The following is a 16950-nucleotide window of genomic DNA, read 5'->3' as shown; positions in this document are numbered from 1 at the left end:
TACGTCCCCACCAACGCCCGATGCGGCGCCACCACACCCTTCGGCCGACCCGTCGAACCCGACGTGAACATCACACACGCCACATCATCCGGACCCACCACCACCGACGGCGCCACATCACCGGCCGACGGCGCAGGCTCCCACTCCTCGTCGACCCACACCACACGCTCGGCGAGCCCCTCGACGGACTCCCGCAGTCCTGAACTCGACACGACCAGACCCACACCCGCCTCGGCCACCACCACCGCCGAACGCTCCCGAGGAAACTCAGGATCCAGCAGCGTGTAACCACCACCCGCCTTCAACACACCCAACAACGCCACCACCAGATCCGCCCCACGCTCGAGGCAGACCCCCACCAACCCACCCCGCACCAGACCGGACTCCACCAACCGCGAAGCCATCCGATCCGACAGAACATCCAACTCCCCGTACGACAAACGGCGATCACCATCCACCACCGCCACCGCACCCGGAGCCCGCACCACCTGCTCCGCGAACAACCCCGACACCGTCCCCGCCGGAACCGCCCCCGAACCACCACCCCACCCCGACACGATCAGCTCACGCTCACCGCCCACCAACACATCCACCGACCCGACCGACCGCTCCGGATCCGCAACCATCGCGGCCAGCACCAGGCGCAGGCGCTCGGCCAGCGCGGCGACGGTTCCGTGGTCGAAGAGCTGGGCGGCGTAGAGGAGTTCGGCCCGTATGCCGGCGGGGTTGTTGGCGGCGTCGCGGCCCTCGGAGAAGATCAGGTTGAGGTCGAACCTGGCAGGGGCGTCGGCGAAGGCCTCCGCTTCCAGCGTGACGCCCGGGAGCTGAAGCACCCCCTCGCTGTTGTTCTGCAGAACCAGCATCACCTGGAACAGTGGATGCACGGAGGCCGAGCGGACCGGGTTCAGCTCCTCCACCAGCCGCTCGAACGGCACGTCCTGGTTGGTGAACGCCGCCAGATCCGTGTCACGGACCCGGCTCAGCAGCTCACCGAAGGTCGGCTCACCCGACACATCCGTCCGCAGCACCAGCGTGTTCACGAAGAACCCGACCAGCTCGTCCAAGGCCTGGTCCGAACGCCCCGCCACCACCGTCCCGATCGGAACATCCGTCCCCGCACCCAACCGCGACAACAACGCCGCCAGCGCCGCGTGCAGCACCATGAACAGCGTCACACCGTGCCGACGTGCCAACCCCTCCAGCTCGGCGTGCAGTTCGGCATCCAGCCCGAACTCCACCCGACCACCCGCGCGCGAAACCACCCCCGTCCGAGGCCGGTCCAACGGCAGCGCCACCTCCTGCGGCGAATCCCGCAGCGCCTCCGACCAGTACGCCAACTGCTGGTCCACGACCCCGCCCAGCAGCTCCTGCTGCCACAGCGAGTAATCCGCGTACTGAACGGCCAACGGCTCCCACTCCGGCGCCAGACCCGCCAACCGCGCCCGATAGGCCGACGCCACCCCCTCCCACAACGGCCTCATCGACCAACCGTCACTCGCGATGTGGTGCAAGGTCACCACCAGCACCGATTCGCCCTCACCCTCACCCTCACCCTCACCCTCACCGAGCGTGAACAGCGCGACCCGCAAAGGAAGTTCGGTCGAGAGGTCGAAGGCGGCGAACGCCTCGGCCGAGATCCGTTCCGCCACCTCCTCCGCCGTGCTCGGCTCGACCCGGAACGGCACCTCGACGTCGCCGGCGGGCAGCACCAGCTGGCGCGGCTGACCGTCGACCGCCGGGTAGACCGTACGCAGGACCTCGTGCCGGCCGACGACGTCACCGATCGCCGCACGCAGAGCCTCCACGTCCACCGTGCCGTGCAGACGGAACGCGAACGGACTGTTGTAGGCCGCCGACGCCCCCTCCAACTGGTCGAGGAACCACAACCGCTGCTGCGCGAACGACAGCGGCAGCACCTCCGGCCGCGGGCCCGCGACCAGCGCCGGACGCGCCGGGCGGCCGTCCTTCAGCTTCTCCGCCACCTTGGCGACGGTCGGGTTCCGGAACAGTTCACGGATGCCGAGCTCCGCGCCGAGCGTGCCGCGGATGCGACTGATCAGCCGGGTCGCGAGTACGGAGTGACCGCCCAGCGCGAAGAAGTTGTCGTCGATCCCCACCGACGGCACATCGAGGACCTCAGCGAAAAGGCCGCACAGGATCTCCTCCTGCACCGATCCGGGACCGCGGCCGTCCTCGGCCATGACCTTCTGCCCGACCGTCGGTTCCTTCTGCTGAGCCATGACATCTCCCTCTGGTGCCTATCCGGCGGTGATCGATGTGCGTGACCGGACGCCCCGGCCGGGTGCTTCGTCACCTGGCCGGGGCCGTACGCGGGTGTGCGAAAGGAATGGGAAAAAGGGAATCGGGTCCGCGGGTCAGCCGACCGCGGTCGGGCGCGGCGCCAGGTCGGTCCAGTTCTGCTCGATGTACTCCAGGCAGGCCTGGCGGTCGTTCTCGCCGAAGGCCGTGGCCCAGCCGGCCGGGACCTCGATCGCGTTCGGCCACAGGGAGTGCTGGTTCTGGTCGTTGACCAGGACCACGTAGCGGCCGTCGGCGTCCTCGAACGGATTCGTCACAGCGGTGCTCCTTCTTCGCGGGGTGAATGTTGGTGGTGGGTAAAGGGACCGGGCCACGATGGGGCGGGGTCCGGCGTGCTACGGGTGGAGGTGCGGGCCGGCCGTTCCCGGGAGCCAGACGTCCTCCGGGCCCAGCGCGGCGGGCGTGTACTTGCCCAGCGCGCTGATCAGCAGCCGCAGTTCGAAGGCGAGGCAGGAGACCAGCCGGGCGATCCCGTCCTGCGGGTCCTCGTCCGCCGCGAGCAGGGCCGCCCGGCCCAGTCCGACGGCGCGGGCGCCCAGCGCCAGGGCCTTCACGGCCCTGGCGCCCTCCCACATCCGGCCCGAGACCAGCAGGCAGTCGGACGAGGAGGAAGAGGAGGAAGAGGAGGAAGAGGAGGAGCGCGGCTCCAGCCGGCGCAGGCACTCGCCCAGCGGCAGACCCACCTGGTCGAGGAAGCTGCTGGGCGCCCAGCCGCTGCCGCCCTCGGCGCCGTCCACGGTCACCGAGTCCGCGCCGCTCTCCCGGGCCACGGCCGCCGCCTCGCGGATGTCGCGCCCGGGCGGGAGTTTCACCCAGATCCGCGCGCGCGGGTAGTTGTTGCGCATGAACCGGATCTGCTGACGCAGGATCTCCGCGGTGAACGTGCCCGGGCTGCTGGACCGCAGCACCCGGTCGTGTCCGCCGCCGAAGACGTTCTCGTCGGTGCTGTACCGGTCGGCCAGCTGGTCGGCCACGGAGCGTTTCAGCACCGTCATCCCACCGAGGCCGGGCTTGGCGCCCTGTCCCACCTTCAGTTCGAACGCCAGCCGGCCGGACTCCAGCAGGGCCTTCGCGGCCGGGGCGCTGTAGATCTGGTTCCACACCTCGGCGTCGGCGTCCTCGGTGCTCTGCTGGAACGCCAGCCCGCCCATGCCCTCGGGGAGTTCCTGCTCGTAGGCGCGCAGCCGGGCGAGCATGCTGTCGCCGGTGTCGGCGGAGCCGTCGGCGGACCGGTCCTCGGGGCTGCCGGTGGAACCGTCGGCGAAGCCGTTGGTCGGCACCACGTTCTCGCCGATGACCAGCGGGATGCCCAGGCGTCCGGCCTGGCGGCTGGCCGCCAGGCCCAGCCCGGAGGAGGCCACCTGGGTGGAGCCGAAGGCCGAGACGTACACCGGCAGCGACGACCGGAACCCGCCGATGTCGGTGGCGAGTTCGACGTCGCCGTAGAGCGGCTCGCGGGCCAGGTCGGTGAGCTTCTCCAGCCGCTGGGGCATGAAGACCGGCGGGACCAGGCGCATCGCGTCCAGCAGGTCCGTACCGTGGGGTGCCGCCGGCTGCGGGACGCCGCCCGTGCCGCCGGCGCCGAACAGGGTCAGGCCGTAGCCGTCCATCGGCGGGAACGCGCGGGCGGCGCCCTCCCTGGCCCGCGACCGGATCGCGGCCTCCGGGAAGCCCGGGGCGCTGAGCACCCCGCTCACGGCGAGACCACCCCGGGGATCTTCGGGAACGGGGTGGCCTGCCAGACGGCGTCCAGCCCGGCGACGTAGCGGGTGAGCCGCTCGATGCCGATCCCGAAGCCGGCGCTGCCCGGGATCCCGTCGCGGACCATCTTCAGGTACCACTCGTACTTGGCCGGGTTCTCGCCGCTCTCGCGCATCCGGGCGATGATCCGCGCGTAGTCGAACTCCCGCTCGCTGCCGCTGATCAGCTCGCCGAAGCCCTCGGGGGCGATGAGGTCGAAGTTGCGCAGGACCTCCGGGCGCTGCGGGTCCTCGCGGTCGTAGAAGCCGCGCGAGCCCTTGGGGTAGTCGATGATGAAGAACGGCGCGTCCGACTTGTGCGAGAGCAGGCCCTCGCCCTGCCAGTCGATCTCGGCGTCGTGGTTCTGCTCGTGGCCCAGCCGGGCCAGCTCGGCCATCGCGTCGCCGTGGCTGATCCGCTCGAACGGGGCGTCGCGGGTGAGCAGCGGGGTGAAGGCGTCCGCGTCGCGGCCCAGGACGTCCAGTTCGGCGCCCATCGTCCGCACCACGCGCTCGATCGCCGCGGTCACGATGGACTGCGCCACGCCCATCGCGTCCTCCTGCGTGGCGCCGGCGATCTCCACGTCGAACTGGTGGAACTCCGCCAGGTGGCGGCCGATGTTCGCGGTCTCCAGCGGTTCGAGCCGGACGTTCGGCGCGACGTAGAACACCTTGTCGAAGGCGAGCAGCGACGCCTGCTTGTAGAGGATCGCGCTGGTCATCAGCTTGTAGCGGTGGCCGTAGAAGTCGACGTCCACCTGCTTGGCACCACGGCCGCCCGGGTCCGTCACCGGTCCGATGATCGGCGGCAGCAGCTCCACGAACCCCTCGCCGAGGAGCAGTTCGCGGCCCGCCTGGACGATCTGGTTCTGGATCCGCAGCACGGACTGCGTCACGGGGTTCTTGAGGTGGTCCGGCAGTGCACCGGGCCGTGCAGACTCGAACTCGCTGGTCAAGGGGTCTCTTCCTTCGGTTCTCTGGTCCTGCGGTTCTGGCAGGGGGTTCAGCTGGGGATCCCGGGCAGCCGGTCCAGCGTGGTGGCGGCGCGCTCGTCGAACGACCGCGCGACGTGGGACAGGGCCCGGAGCAGGTCCGCCGCGCTCATCGAGCGGTTGCCGGTGGACCGCCCGTTCGGCCGTACGGGCAGGGAGCCGGTGTGCGACCAGCGCAGCCGCCCGTCGGAGTCGATGTAGCTCCTGGCCCGCCCGGCGTTGTCCGGGTGCAGGCAGTACGGGACGTCCAGCAGCCCGCGGTTGAACGCCTCGACCAGGGCGGCGCCCACGTCCGTGTTGAGGCCGAGGACGGTGTCCACGAGCGCGGTCGCCTCCGCCAGGACCTCGCTGTCCGCGCCGGTGTCCGGCGGCGCCGATCCGCCCGCGTTCTGGGCGGCCAGCGCCGCGATCTCCAGCGCCTCGACGTTCTCCCGGACGGTCGGGATCCGGTGCGCCTCGGCCGCCGTCTTGACGATGAGCCGTTCCGATCCGGTGCGGACGGCCAGCTCGGCGGCCTGCTCCAGCAGCAGCAGGGCGCCCGAGCGGGTGCTGGGGTAGACCCCCATGTAGTTGTAGATCACGATGTGCCAGTCGACGTCCGGCAGCAGCGCACCGGCGAGCCGGCGCAGGGCCAGCACCGCCTCCCGGTCCTGCTCGGCGTTGGTCTGCTGGGCGTAGCTCAGCGAGATGCTGCGCAGGCCGTGCCGGTGGAAGAACACGCCTTCCAGGAGGCTGATCGCCACCAGCAGGCTGGGCGGGCACAGCTGGCCGAGCATGCAGCCGCCGAAGGTCTCGACGTGCGGTTCGATGCCGTGGTCACGGGCCCTGACCATCAGCTCGCAGGACTGTTCCCAGTTCCGCACCGCCTGGCGCAGCGGGAGGCGCCCGTACGGCAGGCAGTAGGAGACCGGGCCGCCTTCGGTGGTGTCGAGCCCCGCTTCCAGCGAGGCCGCGATGATGCCGTAGGGGCTCGCCGACCCGTGCCGCACCTGGACCGGGAAGTCGCGCTCGCGCACGCCGTCCAGCACCCCCCGGTTGGTGTCCGGGGGGTGGGTCCTGATCGGGTAGCCGTTGAGGTCGCCGCCCTCGTCGACGGCCCGCCGGGCGTCGGCGAGCTTGCCGAGCCGGGTGTAGCTGTCCAGGGTGATCGTGCCGACCGTGGTGGCGTTGGCCCCCTTGACGGCGATCAGCCCGTCCCGCATGGCCCGCGGGTCGCCGAAGCCCATGCGGGGCTGCACCACCAGGTTGCCCTGTTCGTGCGACCGTCCGACGAAGTCCGCGAACGCGTTGACCGGCCCGTCGTTCATGGGGTCGGGGCGGCGCGGAGCTCCTCCAGGACGCGGCCGGCCCGCCTCGCCTTCTCGGCGCTGAGGGCGGCGACGTACCTCTCGAACTCCGGTAGTCCGGACGACTCGTGGAAGACCGCGGAGAATCCCGCGGACAGCAGGCGGCGCGTCATCCCGCCGCCGGCGGCCCCGTCCGCACCGGCCCGCAGCTGCTTGCCGGTGCCGAGCTTCCCGCCGATGACGATCGGTGTGTCGGCGAGCTCCGGGTCGGCGCGCAGCGCCGCGACGGCGGACAGTCCGTCGCTCTCGCCGTGGCCGTTGACGCTGCTGAGCACGATGAGGTCGGGGGCGCCGCGCCGGCACTCCGCCGCCAGTTCCCCGCCCGGCAGGCACGGGCCGAGGTTCTGCACCCGGTGTCCCCAGTCCTCCAGTTGGAGCTGGAGGAAGACCAGGTTCCAGGTGTGCGAGTCCGACTCGGTGCCGCTGACGATCACGTCCAGCGTGGCGTCCGTTCTCATCGTCGGCTCCTCTCGCGGGGATCGAGGGCGGCGATCCTGGAGGGCAGGGTCCGCCAGACCTCCGGGGTGTAGAAGTGGCCGCCGGGGAGGACGTCGTGGCGGTACTCGCCCAGCGCCAGCGTGCGCCACTGCTCGCCCGCGTTCGCCTCGATGACGTCGTCGTCGGCGCCCGACAGCATCTGAACCGGCATGCTGACGGTGGCGCCCTCGGTGTACCGGAAGGTGTCCCGGACCCGGATGTCGGCGCGCATCAGCTCGACGCTCATCTCCTGGAGTTCGGGGTCCTCCAGGACGTGTGCCGGCATCAGGCCGTGGGTCTTCATCCAGAGCAGCAGACCGTCGTCGTCGTCCTGCTGGGACGGGAACATGTCCCGGGGCGTGAGCCCGCGGGCCGGCGCGTTGGCCGAGGAGACGACCAGGTTCCGCGGCAGCGGCCCGCCGTCGCTCTCGATCCGCGCGGCGACGTCGAACGCCATCCAGCCGCCCATGCTGTGCCCGAAGAGCACGTAGGGGCCGTCGACGGCGGACAGCACCGCCGCGGTGGCGTCCTGGGCCAGTTCCTCCCAGTCGGTGGCGAAGTCCTCCAGGAACCTGCCCTCCCGGCCCGGGTAGCAGATCGCCGACAGGGCGATGTCGTCCGGCACGGCGTCGCCCCACAGGTGGTAGGAGGCCGTGCCGCCCCCGCAGAAGCCCAGGCAGATCAGCGTCAGGGCGGCGTCCTTGGGGCGCCGGATGCTGATGACGGTGGTGTCCTGTGCGGTGTTCACTTGCCCTCCGTCCGACGGGACGCCACGAACTCCGCCAGCGACCGCAGTTCGGGGTGCCGGTAGACCTCCTTCGTGGACACGGTGATGCCGAACTGCTTCTTCAGCCGGCCGATGACGCGCAGCGCGATGAGCGAATGGCCGCCCAGCGAGAAGAAGTTGTCGGTGGGGCTGATCCGCTGGCGGCCGAGCACCTCGGCCCACACGCCGGCGATCAGGGTCTCGAACTCGCCCTGCGGCTCGTCCCCCGGCTCCTGTTCGCCGTCGGCCCACAGGGCCTCGTCCACGGCGGGCAGGGCCCGGTGGTCCACCTTGCCGTTCACGCTCAGCGGCATGGCGTCGAGCGTGACGAACGCCGAGGGGACCATGAACGACGGCAGCACGCCGCCGAGGTGCTCCTGGAGTTCCCGGGCGCGCGGGGCGCTCCCGTCCTCCGGGACGACGTAGCCGACCAGTTGGTCGCCGGCGGTCTCGGTGGTGTGCAGGACGACGGCGGCGGTCCTGACCTCCGGGTGCGCGGCGAGCGCCGCCTCGATCTCGCCGAGTTCCACCCGGTAGCCGCGGATCTTGATCTGCCGGTCGACCCGGCCCAGGTAGTCGATGGTGCCGTCGGGGCGCAGCCGCACCCGGTCGCCCGTGCGGTACATCCGGCGGCCGGTACCGGCCGGGTCGGCGACGAAGCGCTGAGCGGTCAGCGCGGGCCGGCCGACGTAGCCGATGGTCACGGAGGGCCCGGCCAGGTAGAGCTCGCCCGGCTCGCCGGCGGCCGCGGGGCGCAGCCCTTCGTCGAGCACGTGGGCGGTGAACCCGGGCAGCGCACGGCCGATGTGCGGGCCCGCGCCGGTGATCCAGGCCGCGGTGGCGTCCACCGTGCACTCGGTGGGGCCGTACAGGTTGATCGCCTCGACCGTCCCGGCGTCGCGGGCTTCGCCCAGCTCGCGCCAGACCTCCGCCGGTACCGGCTCGCCGCCCATGAACAGCCGCAGCACGCGGCCGTCGGCGGTGGGGGCGAGGAGGGCCTCGCGCAGCACCTCCCAGTGCGAGGGCGTCAGGTCCAGGTCGTCGACGGCGTGCTCGTCCAGCAGGGCGCGCAGCACGGCCGGGTCGGTGCGCTCGTTCTCGCCGATCACCACGATGCTGTCGCCCCGGCAGATCCGGGCCCACTGCTGGACGGAGGCGTCGAAGGAGATGCTCGCGTTCCAGGCCACCGTGCGCGGCCGGTCGGCGTAGAAGCCCGCCTCTTCGAGGTCGGCGGCGAGCGCGGCCACGCCGCCCCGGGTGGCCTCCACGCCCTTCGGCGTTCCGGTCGAGCCGGAGGTGTAGATCACGTACGCCGGGTCCGCCGGGGAGGTCTCCGCCGCCGGCGTTTCCGGAGCCGCGGTCGGCGCGGCGAGGGCGTCGGCGAGGGTGATGACGTCGACGCCGGTGGGCCACGTCGGCCCGTTGCCGGGCTCCGCCAGGACGGTCCGCAGGTCGGCGCCGGCCACCATGTGGGCGAGGCGGTCCTGCGGGTAGGCGGGGTCCAGCGGCACGTAGGCGGCGCCGACGTGCCACACGGCGAGCAGGGCGACGACGAGGTCCGCGCCGCGGTGCATGCTGACGCCCACCCGGGCGCCGCGTCCGAGGCCGCGCTCGGCCAGCTGTGCGGCCAACCGGCGTACGTCGTGGTCGAGTTCGGCGAAGGTCAGGGTGCGGTCGGTCCCGCGTACGGCCAGCCGGTCCGGGGTGGACGCGACGGCCTGCCGGAACCGGACGATCGGGTCGACCGTCACGGTCGGGGCCGCCGGGGCCAGGGGCTCCTCGGTGATGCTCACGCGGCACCGCCGTTGCCCGCCGCGGCCGGCACGGTGGGCCGGCACTCGTCGAGGTCGACCGGGTTGCCCATGGCGACGACGATCTTGCGGTCGCCCCGGAACGGGTCGCGGCCGTGGGCCGTGAGCACGTTGTCGACGAGCATGACGTCGCCGGGCTGCCAGGTCTGACGCACCGTCGCCTCGGCGTAGGCGGTGTTGATGATGTCGAGCTCGTCCCGGGTCAGGGGCTTCCCGTCGGCCACTCCGGTTTCGAACGGCAGGCCGTCCGCGCCGAATTCGTCCACGAGCGTCTCGCGGAGTTCCTCGTCCAGTGACCAGGAATTCCAGAAGGCCATGTGATTGAACCAGACCTCCTCGTCGGTCGCCGGGTGCCGGATGATTCCGGGCCGCCGCTGCGCGGTCCGCAGATTCCCCTCGTCGTCCCAGTGGCAGGAGATCAGGTTCTCCGAGCAGTACTGCTCGACGTCCTCCCGGCGCTCGGTCGCGAATGCCTTCTCCCAGCTCACGGAGATGTGCTCGGAGTAACTCCGGTGCAGGGTCCAGCCGTTGGCGCGGATCCGCTCGACGAGCGGGGCGGGCAGTTTCCGCAGCACCTCCCGGCAGTCCGCCACCGGCGTCGCCCCGCCCTCCTCCGGGGCGATCAGGCAGGCGAACATCAGGAGCCCGGGGAACGTGAGGGTGTAGCTGTTCTCGTTGTGCATCCGGATCGACTGGGCCGGCGGCAGATCGGTGGACGAGTAAACGTCGTTGCCGAAGCTGCTGCGCGGCGTCGCCTTCTCCCGGTAGGGCGTGCGCTGCGGGACGAGGACGTCCCGCACGAGCGCGAAGTCCTCGACGGAGGCGACCGGAAGCCCGCGCAGGTACAGCGCGCCGTACCTTTGAAGCGCGGTACGGATGTCGGGCAGGAGCGCGTTCAGCCACGCGCAGGCCTCGTCGGCGCCTTCGAATCGAGGGACGACGAGGGTGGCCGGCTTGCCCTTCTCAAGGGTCCAGTCCAGCTCTTGTGGCGCAGTTCTTGCAGAAGACATGACTCGATGCACCTTCCTCATGACGGAGCGCGACGGCATGGTGCCGCGGTCGCCCCAGGGCAGTTGGATCGCGATCAGAACCTCTGAACCGAGAACACGGTCATCGACCCCATGGGGTCGTCGTGCCGGGTGGCCGGGAAATGCGTGCGGCCCGAATCCGGGGCCGGCCACTGAAGGGTTCGACAGGGCGGCGGCTTCCGCTGTCGGCGGCGAATGGGCAGCACAAGGGCCCGGCTTTCCGACGCCTGTTCACGTCGACGAGCCGCTATCGCCGGGCCGTCACACCATCGGCCGCACCTGCGGGCCACCGGTACCGCGCCCCCGACCGGAGAACGGCGGGATGCCGTCCGGCACTCCCGCACACCGATCCATCCCCCCCTCCCGAGTGCTCACCTTCGGGTACGCGGAATTCGCGTCCCCGGCGTCGTTCCCCCGAGTTCGCCGAGGCGGGTGTACTGATACCCATCGCCTCCGCTTGACCGTGCGCGGCCAATCAGATCACATCAACGCGCCGTCATGGAAGAAGTTGTGGAGGCAAGTTCGCAGCTTTCATACGGCATTCACGTCACCGACGGTGACGAATCCGCCACCGTTTCAGCTGATTCCGGTGCTGGGGGCGGCCGCTGCCTGTACGGCAACACCGGCAACACCGGCACCGGACACCGGACGGACGGCCTCCGGGCGGGCGTGCTCAGGCCCGGCCGAGGACGCGGTCGACGGTGATCTCGATGACCACCCGGTCCGGGTTGACCCGCGGCTCCCGGTAGCGCTCGGCGTAGCGGCGCTCCGCCTCGGCGACCTGCTCGGGCTCGTCGCGGACCACCGCCACCCCCTCCAGGGTCGACCAACGGGCCCGGTCCACCTGGCAGACCGCGACCCGCTGGCCCCCGGGCCCGGCCTCGGCGACGTTGCGGGCCTTGCGGCTGGTGCGGCTGGTGATCACCCGGGCGGTGCCCGTCTCCGGCTGGTACGTCACACCCACCGGCACCACGTGCGGCGTACCGTCCGGGCGGGTGGTGGTCAGCGTGGAGATGTGCCGCTCCCGCCAGAAGGCGAGGAAGGAGTCGTCGAGGTCGCGCGGGTCATGGGCCATGATCGCGATGGTACGGCCCCCGGGGAACGGTCGTTCCCCGGGGGCCGTACGGGCGGGGCGTCAGTGCCCGCGCGCGATCCACTCCGGCAGGGCCGGGGCCTCGGCGCCGATGGTGGTCGGGTCGCCGTGACCGGTGCGCACCACGGTCTCGGCCGGGAGCGTCAGCAGCCGCTCGCGGATCGAGTCGATGATCGTCGGGAAGTGCGAGAACGACCGGCCGGTGGCCCCCGGGCCCCCGTGGAACAGGGTGTCGCCGGTGAAGACGGTGCCCAGCCCGGGCGCGTACAGGCAGACCGCGCCCGGCGCGTGCCCCGGGGTGTGCAGCACGGTCAGCTCGGTGCCGGCCACCTCGATCCGCTGCCCGTCGGCCAGTTCGCCGTCCGGCAGCCGCTCGGGGTGGGTGAGCTTCCACAGCGGGAGGTCGTCCGGGTGCAGCAGGATCGGCGCACCGGTGCGGTCGGCGAGCGCCGGGGCCGCGTCGATGTGGTCGTTGTGCGCGTGGGTGGAGACGATCGCCAGCAGCCGGCGCCCGCCGAGCGCGGCCTCGATGGCCTCGGCGTCGTGCGCGGCGTCGATCACCACCGCCTCCTCGTCGTTCCCGACGATCCAGACGTTGTTCTCCACCTCCCAGCTGCCGCCGTCGAGCTCGAAGGTCCCGGCGGTCACCAGCCGGTCGACGCGGGCCGAGGTCACAGGACCACCACCGAACGCAGGACGTCGCCCTGGTGCATGCGCTCGAAGGCCTGCTCCACGGCGTCGAGCCCGATGGTCTCGGTGACGAAGGCGCCGAGGTCCAGGCGGCCCTGGAGGTAGAGGTCGATCAGCATCGGGAAGTCCCGCGAGGGCAGGCAGTCGCCGTACCAGGAGGACTTCAGCGCGCCGCCGCGGCCGAAGACGTCGAGCAGCGGGAGCTCCAGCGTCATCTCCGGGGTCGGCACGCCGACCAGGACGACGGTGCCGGCCAGGTCCCGGGCGTAGAAGGCCTGCTTGTAGGTCTCCGGCCGGCCGACCGCCTCGACCACCACGTCCGCGCCGTTGCCGCCGGTCAGTTCGCGGATCGCCTCGACCGGGTCGGTGGTGCGGGAGTTGACGGTGTGGGTGGCGCCCAGCCCGCGGGCGGTCTCCAGCTTGCGGTCGTCGATGTCCACCGCGATGATCTTCGCCGCGCCCGCCAGCCGGGAGCCCATCACGGCCGCGCCGCCGACGCCGCCGCAGCCGATCACCGCGACCGAGTCGCCCCGGCCCACGTTGCCGGTGTTGATCGCGGCGCCGAGGCCCGCCATCACACCGCAGCCCAGCAGGCCCGCGACGGCCGGGTCGGCCGCCGGGTCCACCTTGGTGCACTGGCCGGCCGCGACCAGGGTCTTCTCGGCGAACGCGCCGATGCCCAGGGCCGGGGACAGCTCGGTGCCGTCCAGCAGCGTCATCCGCTGCTTCGCGTTGTGGGTGTTGAAGCAGTACTGCGAGCGGCCCCGCTTGCACGCGCGGCACTGGCCGCACACCGCACGCCAGTTGAGGACCACGAAGTCACCGGGCTCGACCTCGGTGACGCCCTCGCCGACCGACTCCACGATGCCCGCGGCCTCGTGGCCGAGCAGGAACGGGAACTCGTCGTTGATGCCGCCCTCCCGGTAGTGGAGGTCGGTGTGGCAGACGCCGCACGCCTGGATCCGGACCACCGCCTCGCCCGGGCCAGGGTCCGGCACCACGATCGTGGTCACCTCCACGGGCGCGCCCTTGGCGCGCGCGATGACTGCCTTGACCTGCTGGGGCATCCGATTCCACCTCCGTCTGCCGGTGCGGCTCTGCACCGGCGTGACCTGCGACAACACGACTGCAAGACGAACTGCCCACGAAGCGTATCGCCCGCCCGGCCGGTCCCCGGCGGAGCGTCCCGGGCGATCCGGTGTGACGTGGTGTGATACGGCTCACCGGACCCGCCGACGGCGTGTCCGACACCGCCGCGCCGGCTCACGGGCCCTCCCCGCGGCATGTGCCGCCCGGGTATCCGCCGAGCGCCCGGGGACCGCCCGGCGCGGCCCTGCCGACGGGGGCGCACGGGCGTCGCCGAGCGCCCGTCAGCACGCCCCGAAGTGCCCGGAAAGCACCCGCGTTGGCTGGAAGTGCCGCAGACGGGCGCCCCGCCACCCACGTACGGTCGTAGCTGAGACGGTCCACGCGACCACGCTCAGCACACCCGCCCCACCCGTCGGCGCGCGACCGCGCACCGACCGCGCCGGGTGCGCACCGACCGTGCACCCGCGCACATTTCGCGCCCCACCCCGTAGGAGCCCGACCGAACCCCGGCCCGTGTCGAGCCGCCAGCCGGCCGCATCACCCGTCCCCCGCACGATCCCCGGATTCACCCCCCGTCGGGTCGCGTCCCGCGGCCCACCGCCCTGGAGTCTGGAGTACGGATGTCCACCGAGAACAGTGCGACCAGCGCCGGCACCGCCCCGCTCCCCCCGCTGCACTGCATGCGCCGGCTCGAACCCGGCCCGCCCCGCCTCGCCGCGCTGCCCACCGGCACGCCGGTCTGGCTGGTCAGCCGGCACGCCGACGTGCGCCAGGTGCTGACCGACCCGCGACTGGGCCGCGCCCCGCTCTACGCGCCGGACGCCCCGCCGATCACGGTCACGCCCAACATCCTCGACGACCCGCAGAGCATGCTGAACATCGACGGCACCGAGCACCAGCGGCTGCGCCGCACCGTGCAGCGGGCCTTCACCCCGCGCGCGATCGAACGCTGGCGGCCCTGGGTGGCCTCGGTGGTCGAGTCGCTGATCGACGAGCTGATCGACCACGGCTCCCCCGCCGACATCATCGCCGGCTACTCCCGCCCGCTGCCCGTCGCCGTGATCAGCCGGCTGATGGGCCTGGACAACCTGGACAGCAAGCGGCTCGCGCACTGGAGCGACCACGCGCTCTCCACCACCGCCCACAGCGCCGAGGCGATCGTGACCGCGATGACCGAGTTCGCCGCCTTCGGCGCCGAGGTGATCGCCGAACGCCGGGCCGCCCCCGGCGAGGACCTGGTCAGCGGGCTGCTCGCGGCCGCCGCCGAGGACGGCTCGATCACCGAGGGCCAGCTGGTCGTCCTGGTCATCGGCCTGGTCGTGGCCGGCCACGAGACCACCATGACCAGCCTCGGCAACGCCCTGGTCTACCTGCTCCAGGACGGCCGCGACGCCTGGCAGCGGCTCTCCTCCGACGAGGCCAGCGCCGCCGCCGCGACCGAGCAGCTGCTGCGCGCCGTCCCGCTCGGCGACCGCCAGGAGCACATGCCCGGACTGATGCGCCGCACCGTCGAGGACGTCGAGATCGGCGGCGTGGTCATCCCGGCCGGCAGCGTGGTCGCCGCCGACGCCAACGCCGCCAACCACGACCCGGAGGCCTTCACCGGGGACCTGCGCACCGAGCTGTTCTCCCCGCTGGCCGCCCCCATGCTCACCTTCGGCGCCGGACCGCACCACTGCCTGGGCGCCTGGCTGGCCCGGATGGAGCTGGAACTCGCCCTGCACCGGCTGGCCCGCCGGCTGCCCGCCCTGCGGCTGGCCGATCCGGTCGACCGGATCGACTGGCGGCGCGGCCTGCTCACCCGCAGCCCGAACTCCCTGCGGGTGGAGTGGTGACGGGCCGTGCGGACACCGAGCCGGTGGTCGTCCGGGTCGACCGCGACCGCTGCATCGGCTCCGGGATGTGCGCCCTCAGCGCCCCCGACTCGCTGGTCCTCGGCTCCGACGGGCTGGCCGCACCGCTGGCCGAGTACGCGGACGGCGGCGCGGGGCTGACGGACGGGCTGAGCGAGGCGGTGGACTTCTGCCCGGTCGAGGCGCTCAGCCTCCACTCGGCGCGCGGCGGCTACCGGATCGCCCCCGCCGAGTGAACACGCCGGTGGTGCCCGCCGCGACGACCGCGACGGGCACCACCGGCGGTTCCGAGGGCCCGGGTGCCGGCGTCGGCCGTCGCACCCCGGCCGGCTACCTCCGCCCGGAGACCGGGCCGCAGGCCAGCACGGCGCGCAGCTCGGCGGCCGGGTCGCCCTCGTGGTACGGGCGTTCGCTCGGCTCGATGTGGTCCAGGAACTCCTGGTAGCGCAGCGCGTAGGACAAGTGGTAGAGCGGCTCGGCAAGTTCGAGGGCCCGGCGCGGGTCCGAGCCGGGGACGTGGCGCCGCCAGGCCTCCGCCCAGACCGCGACGTGGTGCCGCCAGGCCTCCGGGCCGAGGTAGGCGCGCGGGCGCAGCCCGTCCAGGGCCGGATGGCCGAGGCAGGAGTCGGCGTAGTCGACGACCACCGTGCTCTCGCCGTCGGAACGCCAGTTGCCGGGGTGGAAGTCGCCGTGCAGCAGGGTCTCCGGCAGGCCGCAGGCGGCGAGTCGGTCCAGCAGCCCGGGCAGGCCGGCGGCGAAGCCGGCCAGGCGGTCCAGCTCCTCGGGCGTCAGGTCGGTCTCCTCCGCGAGCCGGTCCAGCAGGGCCGTCAGCTGGGCCGCCAGGGCCCGCGGGGTGCGGTCGCGCAGGGCGGCCAGGTCGTCCGGACGGCCGGCGAGCGCGGCCTGGGCGGCGACGAGCCGGGGGACGACGTCGGCGACGGTCCCGGCGGAGGGGTTCCAGCAGTCCTCGCCGGGGACGTGGTCGAGCAGCAGCCGCCCGCCGGAGGGGTCGGCGGCGAGGACGGTCGGGACGAGCGTGCGGTCGACGCCGCCGAGCAGCGCGACGACCTCGCCCTCGTGGGCGTTGAACGCCGGCGTCGTGGTCTTCAGCCAGGCGTCCACGCCGGTCGCGGTGGGGAGGCGGAAGAGGCCGGAGAGGTTCCAGGTCCGGATCTGCCGGGCGGGCCCGGCCGGCGGGCGACCGACGGCGGCGAGTTCCGCCTCCGCCCAGCCCAGCGCCGACCGCAGCCCTTCCGGCGTGGCCCAGGCGGCGCGGCGCTCGGCGGGGCCGAGCAGCGCGGCCGTCCCGGCTTCCGGGGGCCGGGAGTCGAGCGCCCTCGGCCGCTCGCTCGCCTCGGCGTGGTAGCGCACCCGCCCGCCGTGGCCCGGCTCCTCGCTCCGCCCGTCGACCAGCCGCGCCACCAGCACCGGCACCCCGGCCGACGCCGCCGCGCGCGCGACCACCTCGTCCACGGAGGACCACCAGCCGAGCTCCACCTCGAAGGGCCCCAGCTGCCCGAAGTACTCGTCGCCGTAGGTGAGATCGACCGTCACGGTCCGGTTGCTCGCTCGCTGCATCGGAGCAGCTTCGCCCACCGGGGCGGGCCCGTGCCAACGGTTTTCCGCCCGCACCGGCCGGAACACCGCCGCCCGGGCCCGTTCGCCTGCCGCCGCCCGTACCTGCTCCCGGTCGGACACGAGGGACTTCGCCCGGCGGCGGCGCTCTCCGCACAGGACAGGGCGGCCC

At 72.7% G+C, this 16950-nt stretch carries 15 protein-coding genes; 2 read left to right on the top strand and 13 right to left on the bottom strand.

The features are described 5' to 3' along the window. The 12 genes from ACFVUY_RS35980 to ACFVUY_RS35925 form a co-directional block, all read right to left on the bottom strand. Nucleotides 1-2240 (bottom strand): condensation domain-containing protein (locus ACFVUY_RS35980; RefSeq protein ID WP_387736421.1); only part of this gene is annotated, 2240 nt, incomplete at its 3' end. A 135-nt stretch (nt 2241-2375) separates the two neighbouring features. Next, entirely contained in the window at nt 2376-2576 is a 201-nt protein-coding gene (locus tag ACFVUY_RS35975) for an MbtH family protein (protein WP_359900357.1), read from the bottom strand. 78 nt (nt 2577-2654) lie between these two features. Continuing rightward, a complete protein-coding gene (locus tag ACFVUY_RS35970) occupies nt 2655-4016 on the bottom strand; it encodes a glutamate synthase-related protein (protein ID WP_387736420.1) in 1362 nt (453 codons plus the stop codon). Further along, nucleotides 4013-5014: an asparagine synthetase A gene (locus ACFVUY_RS35965; RefSeq protein WP_387693564.1), complete on the bottom strand. Its 1002-nt coding sequence runs from the start codon at nt 5012-5014 to the stop codon at nt 4013-4015. The genes ACFVUY_RS35970 and ACFVUY_RS35965 overlap by 4 nt, the downstream gene beginning before the upstream one ends. A gap of 47 nt (nt 5015-5061) precedes the next feature. After that, nucleotides 5062-6357 (bottom strand): methylaspartate mutase, encoded by a 1296-nt coding sequence (locus ACFVUY_RS35960; RefSeq protein WP_387736419.1) that lies wholly within the window; start codon nt 6355-6357, stop codon nt 5062-5064. Continuing rightward, nucleotides 6354-6854, bottom strand: coding sequence for a cobalamin B12-binding domain-containing protein (locus ACFVUY_RS35955; RefSeq protein ID WP_387693562.1), 501 nt, complete (start codon nt 6852-6854; stop codon nt 6354-6356). The genes ACFVUY_RS35960 and ACFVUY_RS35955 overlap by 4 nt, the downstream gene beginning before the upstream one ends. Then, nucleotides 6851-7621 carry a thioesterase II family protein gene (locus tag ACFVUY_RS35950; protein ID WP_387693561.1) on the bottom strand — a complete coding sequence of 257 codons (771 nt, stop codon included), beginning with the start codon at nt 7619-7621 and terminating at the stop codon, nt 6851-6853. The genes ACFVUY_RS35955 and ACFVUY_RS35950 overlap by 4 nt, the downstream gene beginning before the upstream one ends. Next, nucleotides 7618-9432, bottom strand: a complete 1815-nt coding sequence (locus ACFVUY_RS35945; RefSeq protein ID WP_387736418.1) for an amino acid adenylation domain-containing protein — start codon at nt 9430-9432, stop codon at nt 7618-7620. Before ACFVUY_RS35945 ends, ACFVUY_RS35950 begins: the two co-directional genes overlap by 4 nt. Then, a complete protein-coding gene (locus tag ACFVUY_RS35940; protein ID WP_387693559.1) occupies nt 9429-10460 on the bottom strand; it encodes a TauD/TfdA family dioxygenase in 1032 nt (343 codons plus the stop codon). The genes ACFVUY_RS35945 and ACFVUY_RS35940 overlap by 4 nt, the downstream gene beginning before the upstream one ends. Nucleotides 10461-11151: 691 nt before the next feature. Next, entirely contained in the window at nt 11152-11553 is a 402-nt protein-coding gene (locus tag ACFVUY_RS35935; protein WP_359900341.1) for a TIGR03618 family F420-dependent PPOX class oxidoreductase, read from the bottom strand. Between the two features lie 60 nt (nt 11554-11613). After that, nucleotides 11614-12246: an MBL fold metallo-hydrolase gene (locus ACFVUY_RS35930; protein ID WP_387693558.1), complete on the bottom strand. Its 633-nt coding sequence runs from the start codon at nt 12244-12246 to the stop codon at nt 11614-11616. Beyond that, a complete protein-coding gene (locus tag ACFVUY_RS35925) occupies nt 12243-13328 on the bottom strand; it encodes an S-(hydroxymethyl)mycothiol dehydrogenase (protein WP_359900338.1) in 1086 nt (361 codons plus the stop codon). The genes ACFVUY_RS35930 and ACFVUY_RS35925 overlap by 4 nt, the downstream gene beginning before the upstream one ends. 642 nt (nt 13329-13970) lie before the next feature. Between ACFVUY_RS35925 and ACFVUY_RS35920 the strand changes: the two genes are divergently transcribed. Together ACFVUY_RS35920 and ACFVUY_RS35915 are read left to right on the top strand one after the other, a co-directional pair. Further along, the gene (locus tag ACFVUY_RS35920; RefSeq protein WP_387693557.1) at nt 13971-15185 is read left to right on the top strand and encodes a cytochrome P450; all 1215 of its coding nucleotides are present in this window, start codon (nt 13971-13973) and stop codon (nt 15183-15185) included. Continuing rightward, nucleotides 15182-15439: a ferredoxin gene (locus ACFVUY_RS35915; protein WP_387693556.1), complete on the top strand. Its 258-nt coding sequence runs from the start codon at nt 15182-15184 to the stop codon at nt 15437-15439. Before ACFVUY_RS35920 ends, ACFVUY_RS35915 begins: the two co-directional genes overlap by 4 nt. 94 nt (nt 15440-15533) lie before the next feature. On the opposite strand, the gene ACFVUY_RS35910 is transcribed toward ACFVUY_RS35915, so the two are convergent. Further along, nucleotides 15534-16781 (bottom strand): aminoglycoside phosphotransferase family protein, encoded by a 1248-nt coding sequence (locus tag ACFVUY_RS35910; protein ID WP_387736417.1) that lies wholly within the window; start codon nt 16779-16781, stop codon nt 15534-15536. Nucleotides 16782-16950 lie beyond the last annotated feature (169 nt).

The organism is Kitasatospora sp. NPDC058063 (genome assembly GCF_042885395.1).
GTDB classification, from domain to species: Bacteria; Actinomycetota; Actinomycetes; order Streptomycetales; family Streptomycetaceae; genus Kitasatospora; species Kitasatospora lactacystinica.
This window is presented reverse-complemented; position numbering and strand designations above follow the sequence as displayed.

Bases quoted from the DNA above. Each gene is read 5' to 3' on its own strand.
- ACFVUY_RS35910 (WP_387736417.1), bottom strand. From the start codon at position 16,781: ATGCAGCGAGCGAGCAACCGGACCGTGACGGTCGATCTCACCTACGGC.
- ACFVUY_RS35955 (WP_387693562.1), bottom strand. From the start codon at position 6,854: ATGAGAACGGACGCCACGCTGGACGTGATCGTCAGCGGCACCGAGTCG.
- ACFVUY_RS35935 (WP_359900341.1), bottom strand. From the start codon at position 11,553: ATGGCCCATGACCCGCGCGACCTCGACGACTCCTTCCTCGCCTTCTGG.
- ACFVUY_RS35960 (WP_387736419.1), bottom strand. From the start codon at position 6,357: ATGAACGACGGGCCGGTCAACGCGTTCGCGGACTTCGTCGGACGGTCG.
- ACFVUY_RS35920 (WP_387693557.1), top strand. From the start codon at position 13,971: ATGTCCACCGAGAACAGTGCGACCAGCGCCGGCACCGCCCCGCTCCCC.
- ACFVUY_RS35925 (WP_359900338.1), bottom strand. From the start codon at position 13,328: ATGCCCCAGCAGGTCAAGGCAGTCATCGCGCGCGCCAAGGGCGCGCCC.
- ACFVUY_RS35940 (WP_387693559.1), bottom strand. From the start codon at position 10,460: ATGTCTTCTGCAAGAACTGCGCCACAAGAGCTGGACTGGACCCTTGAG.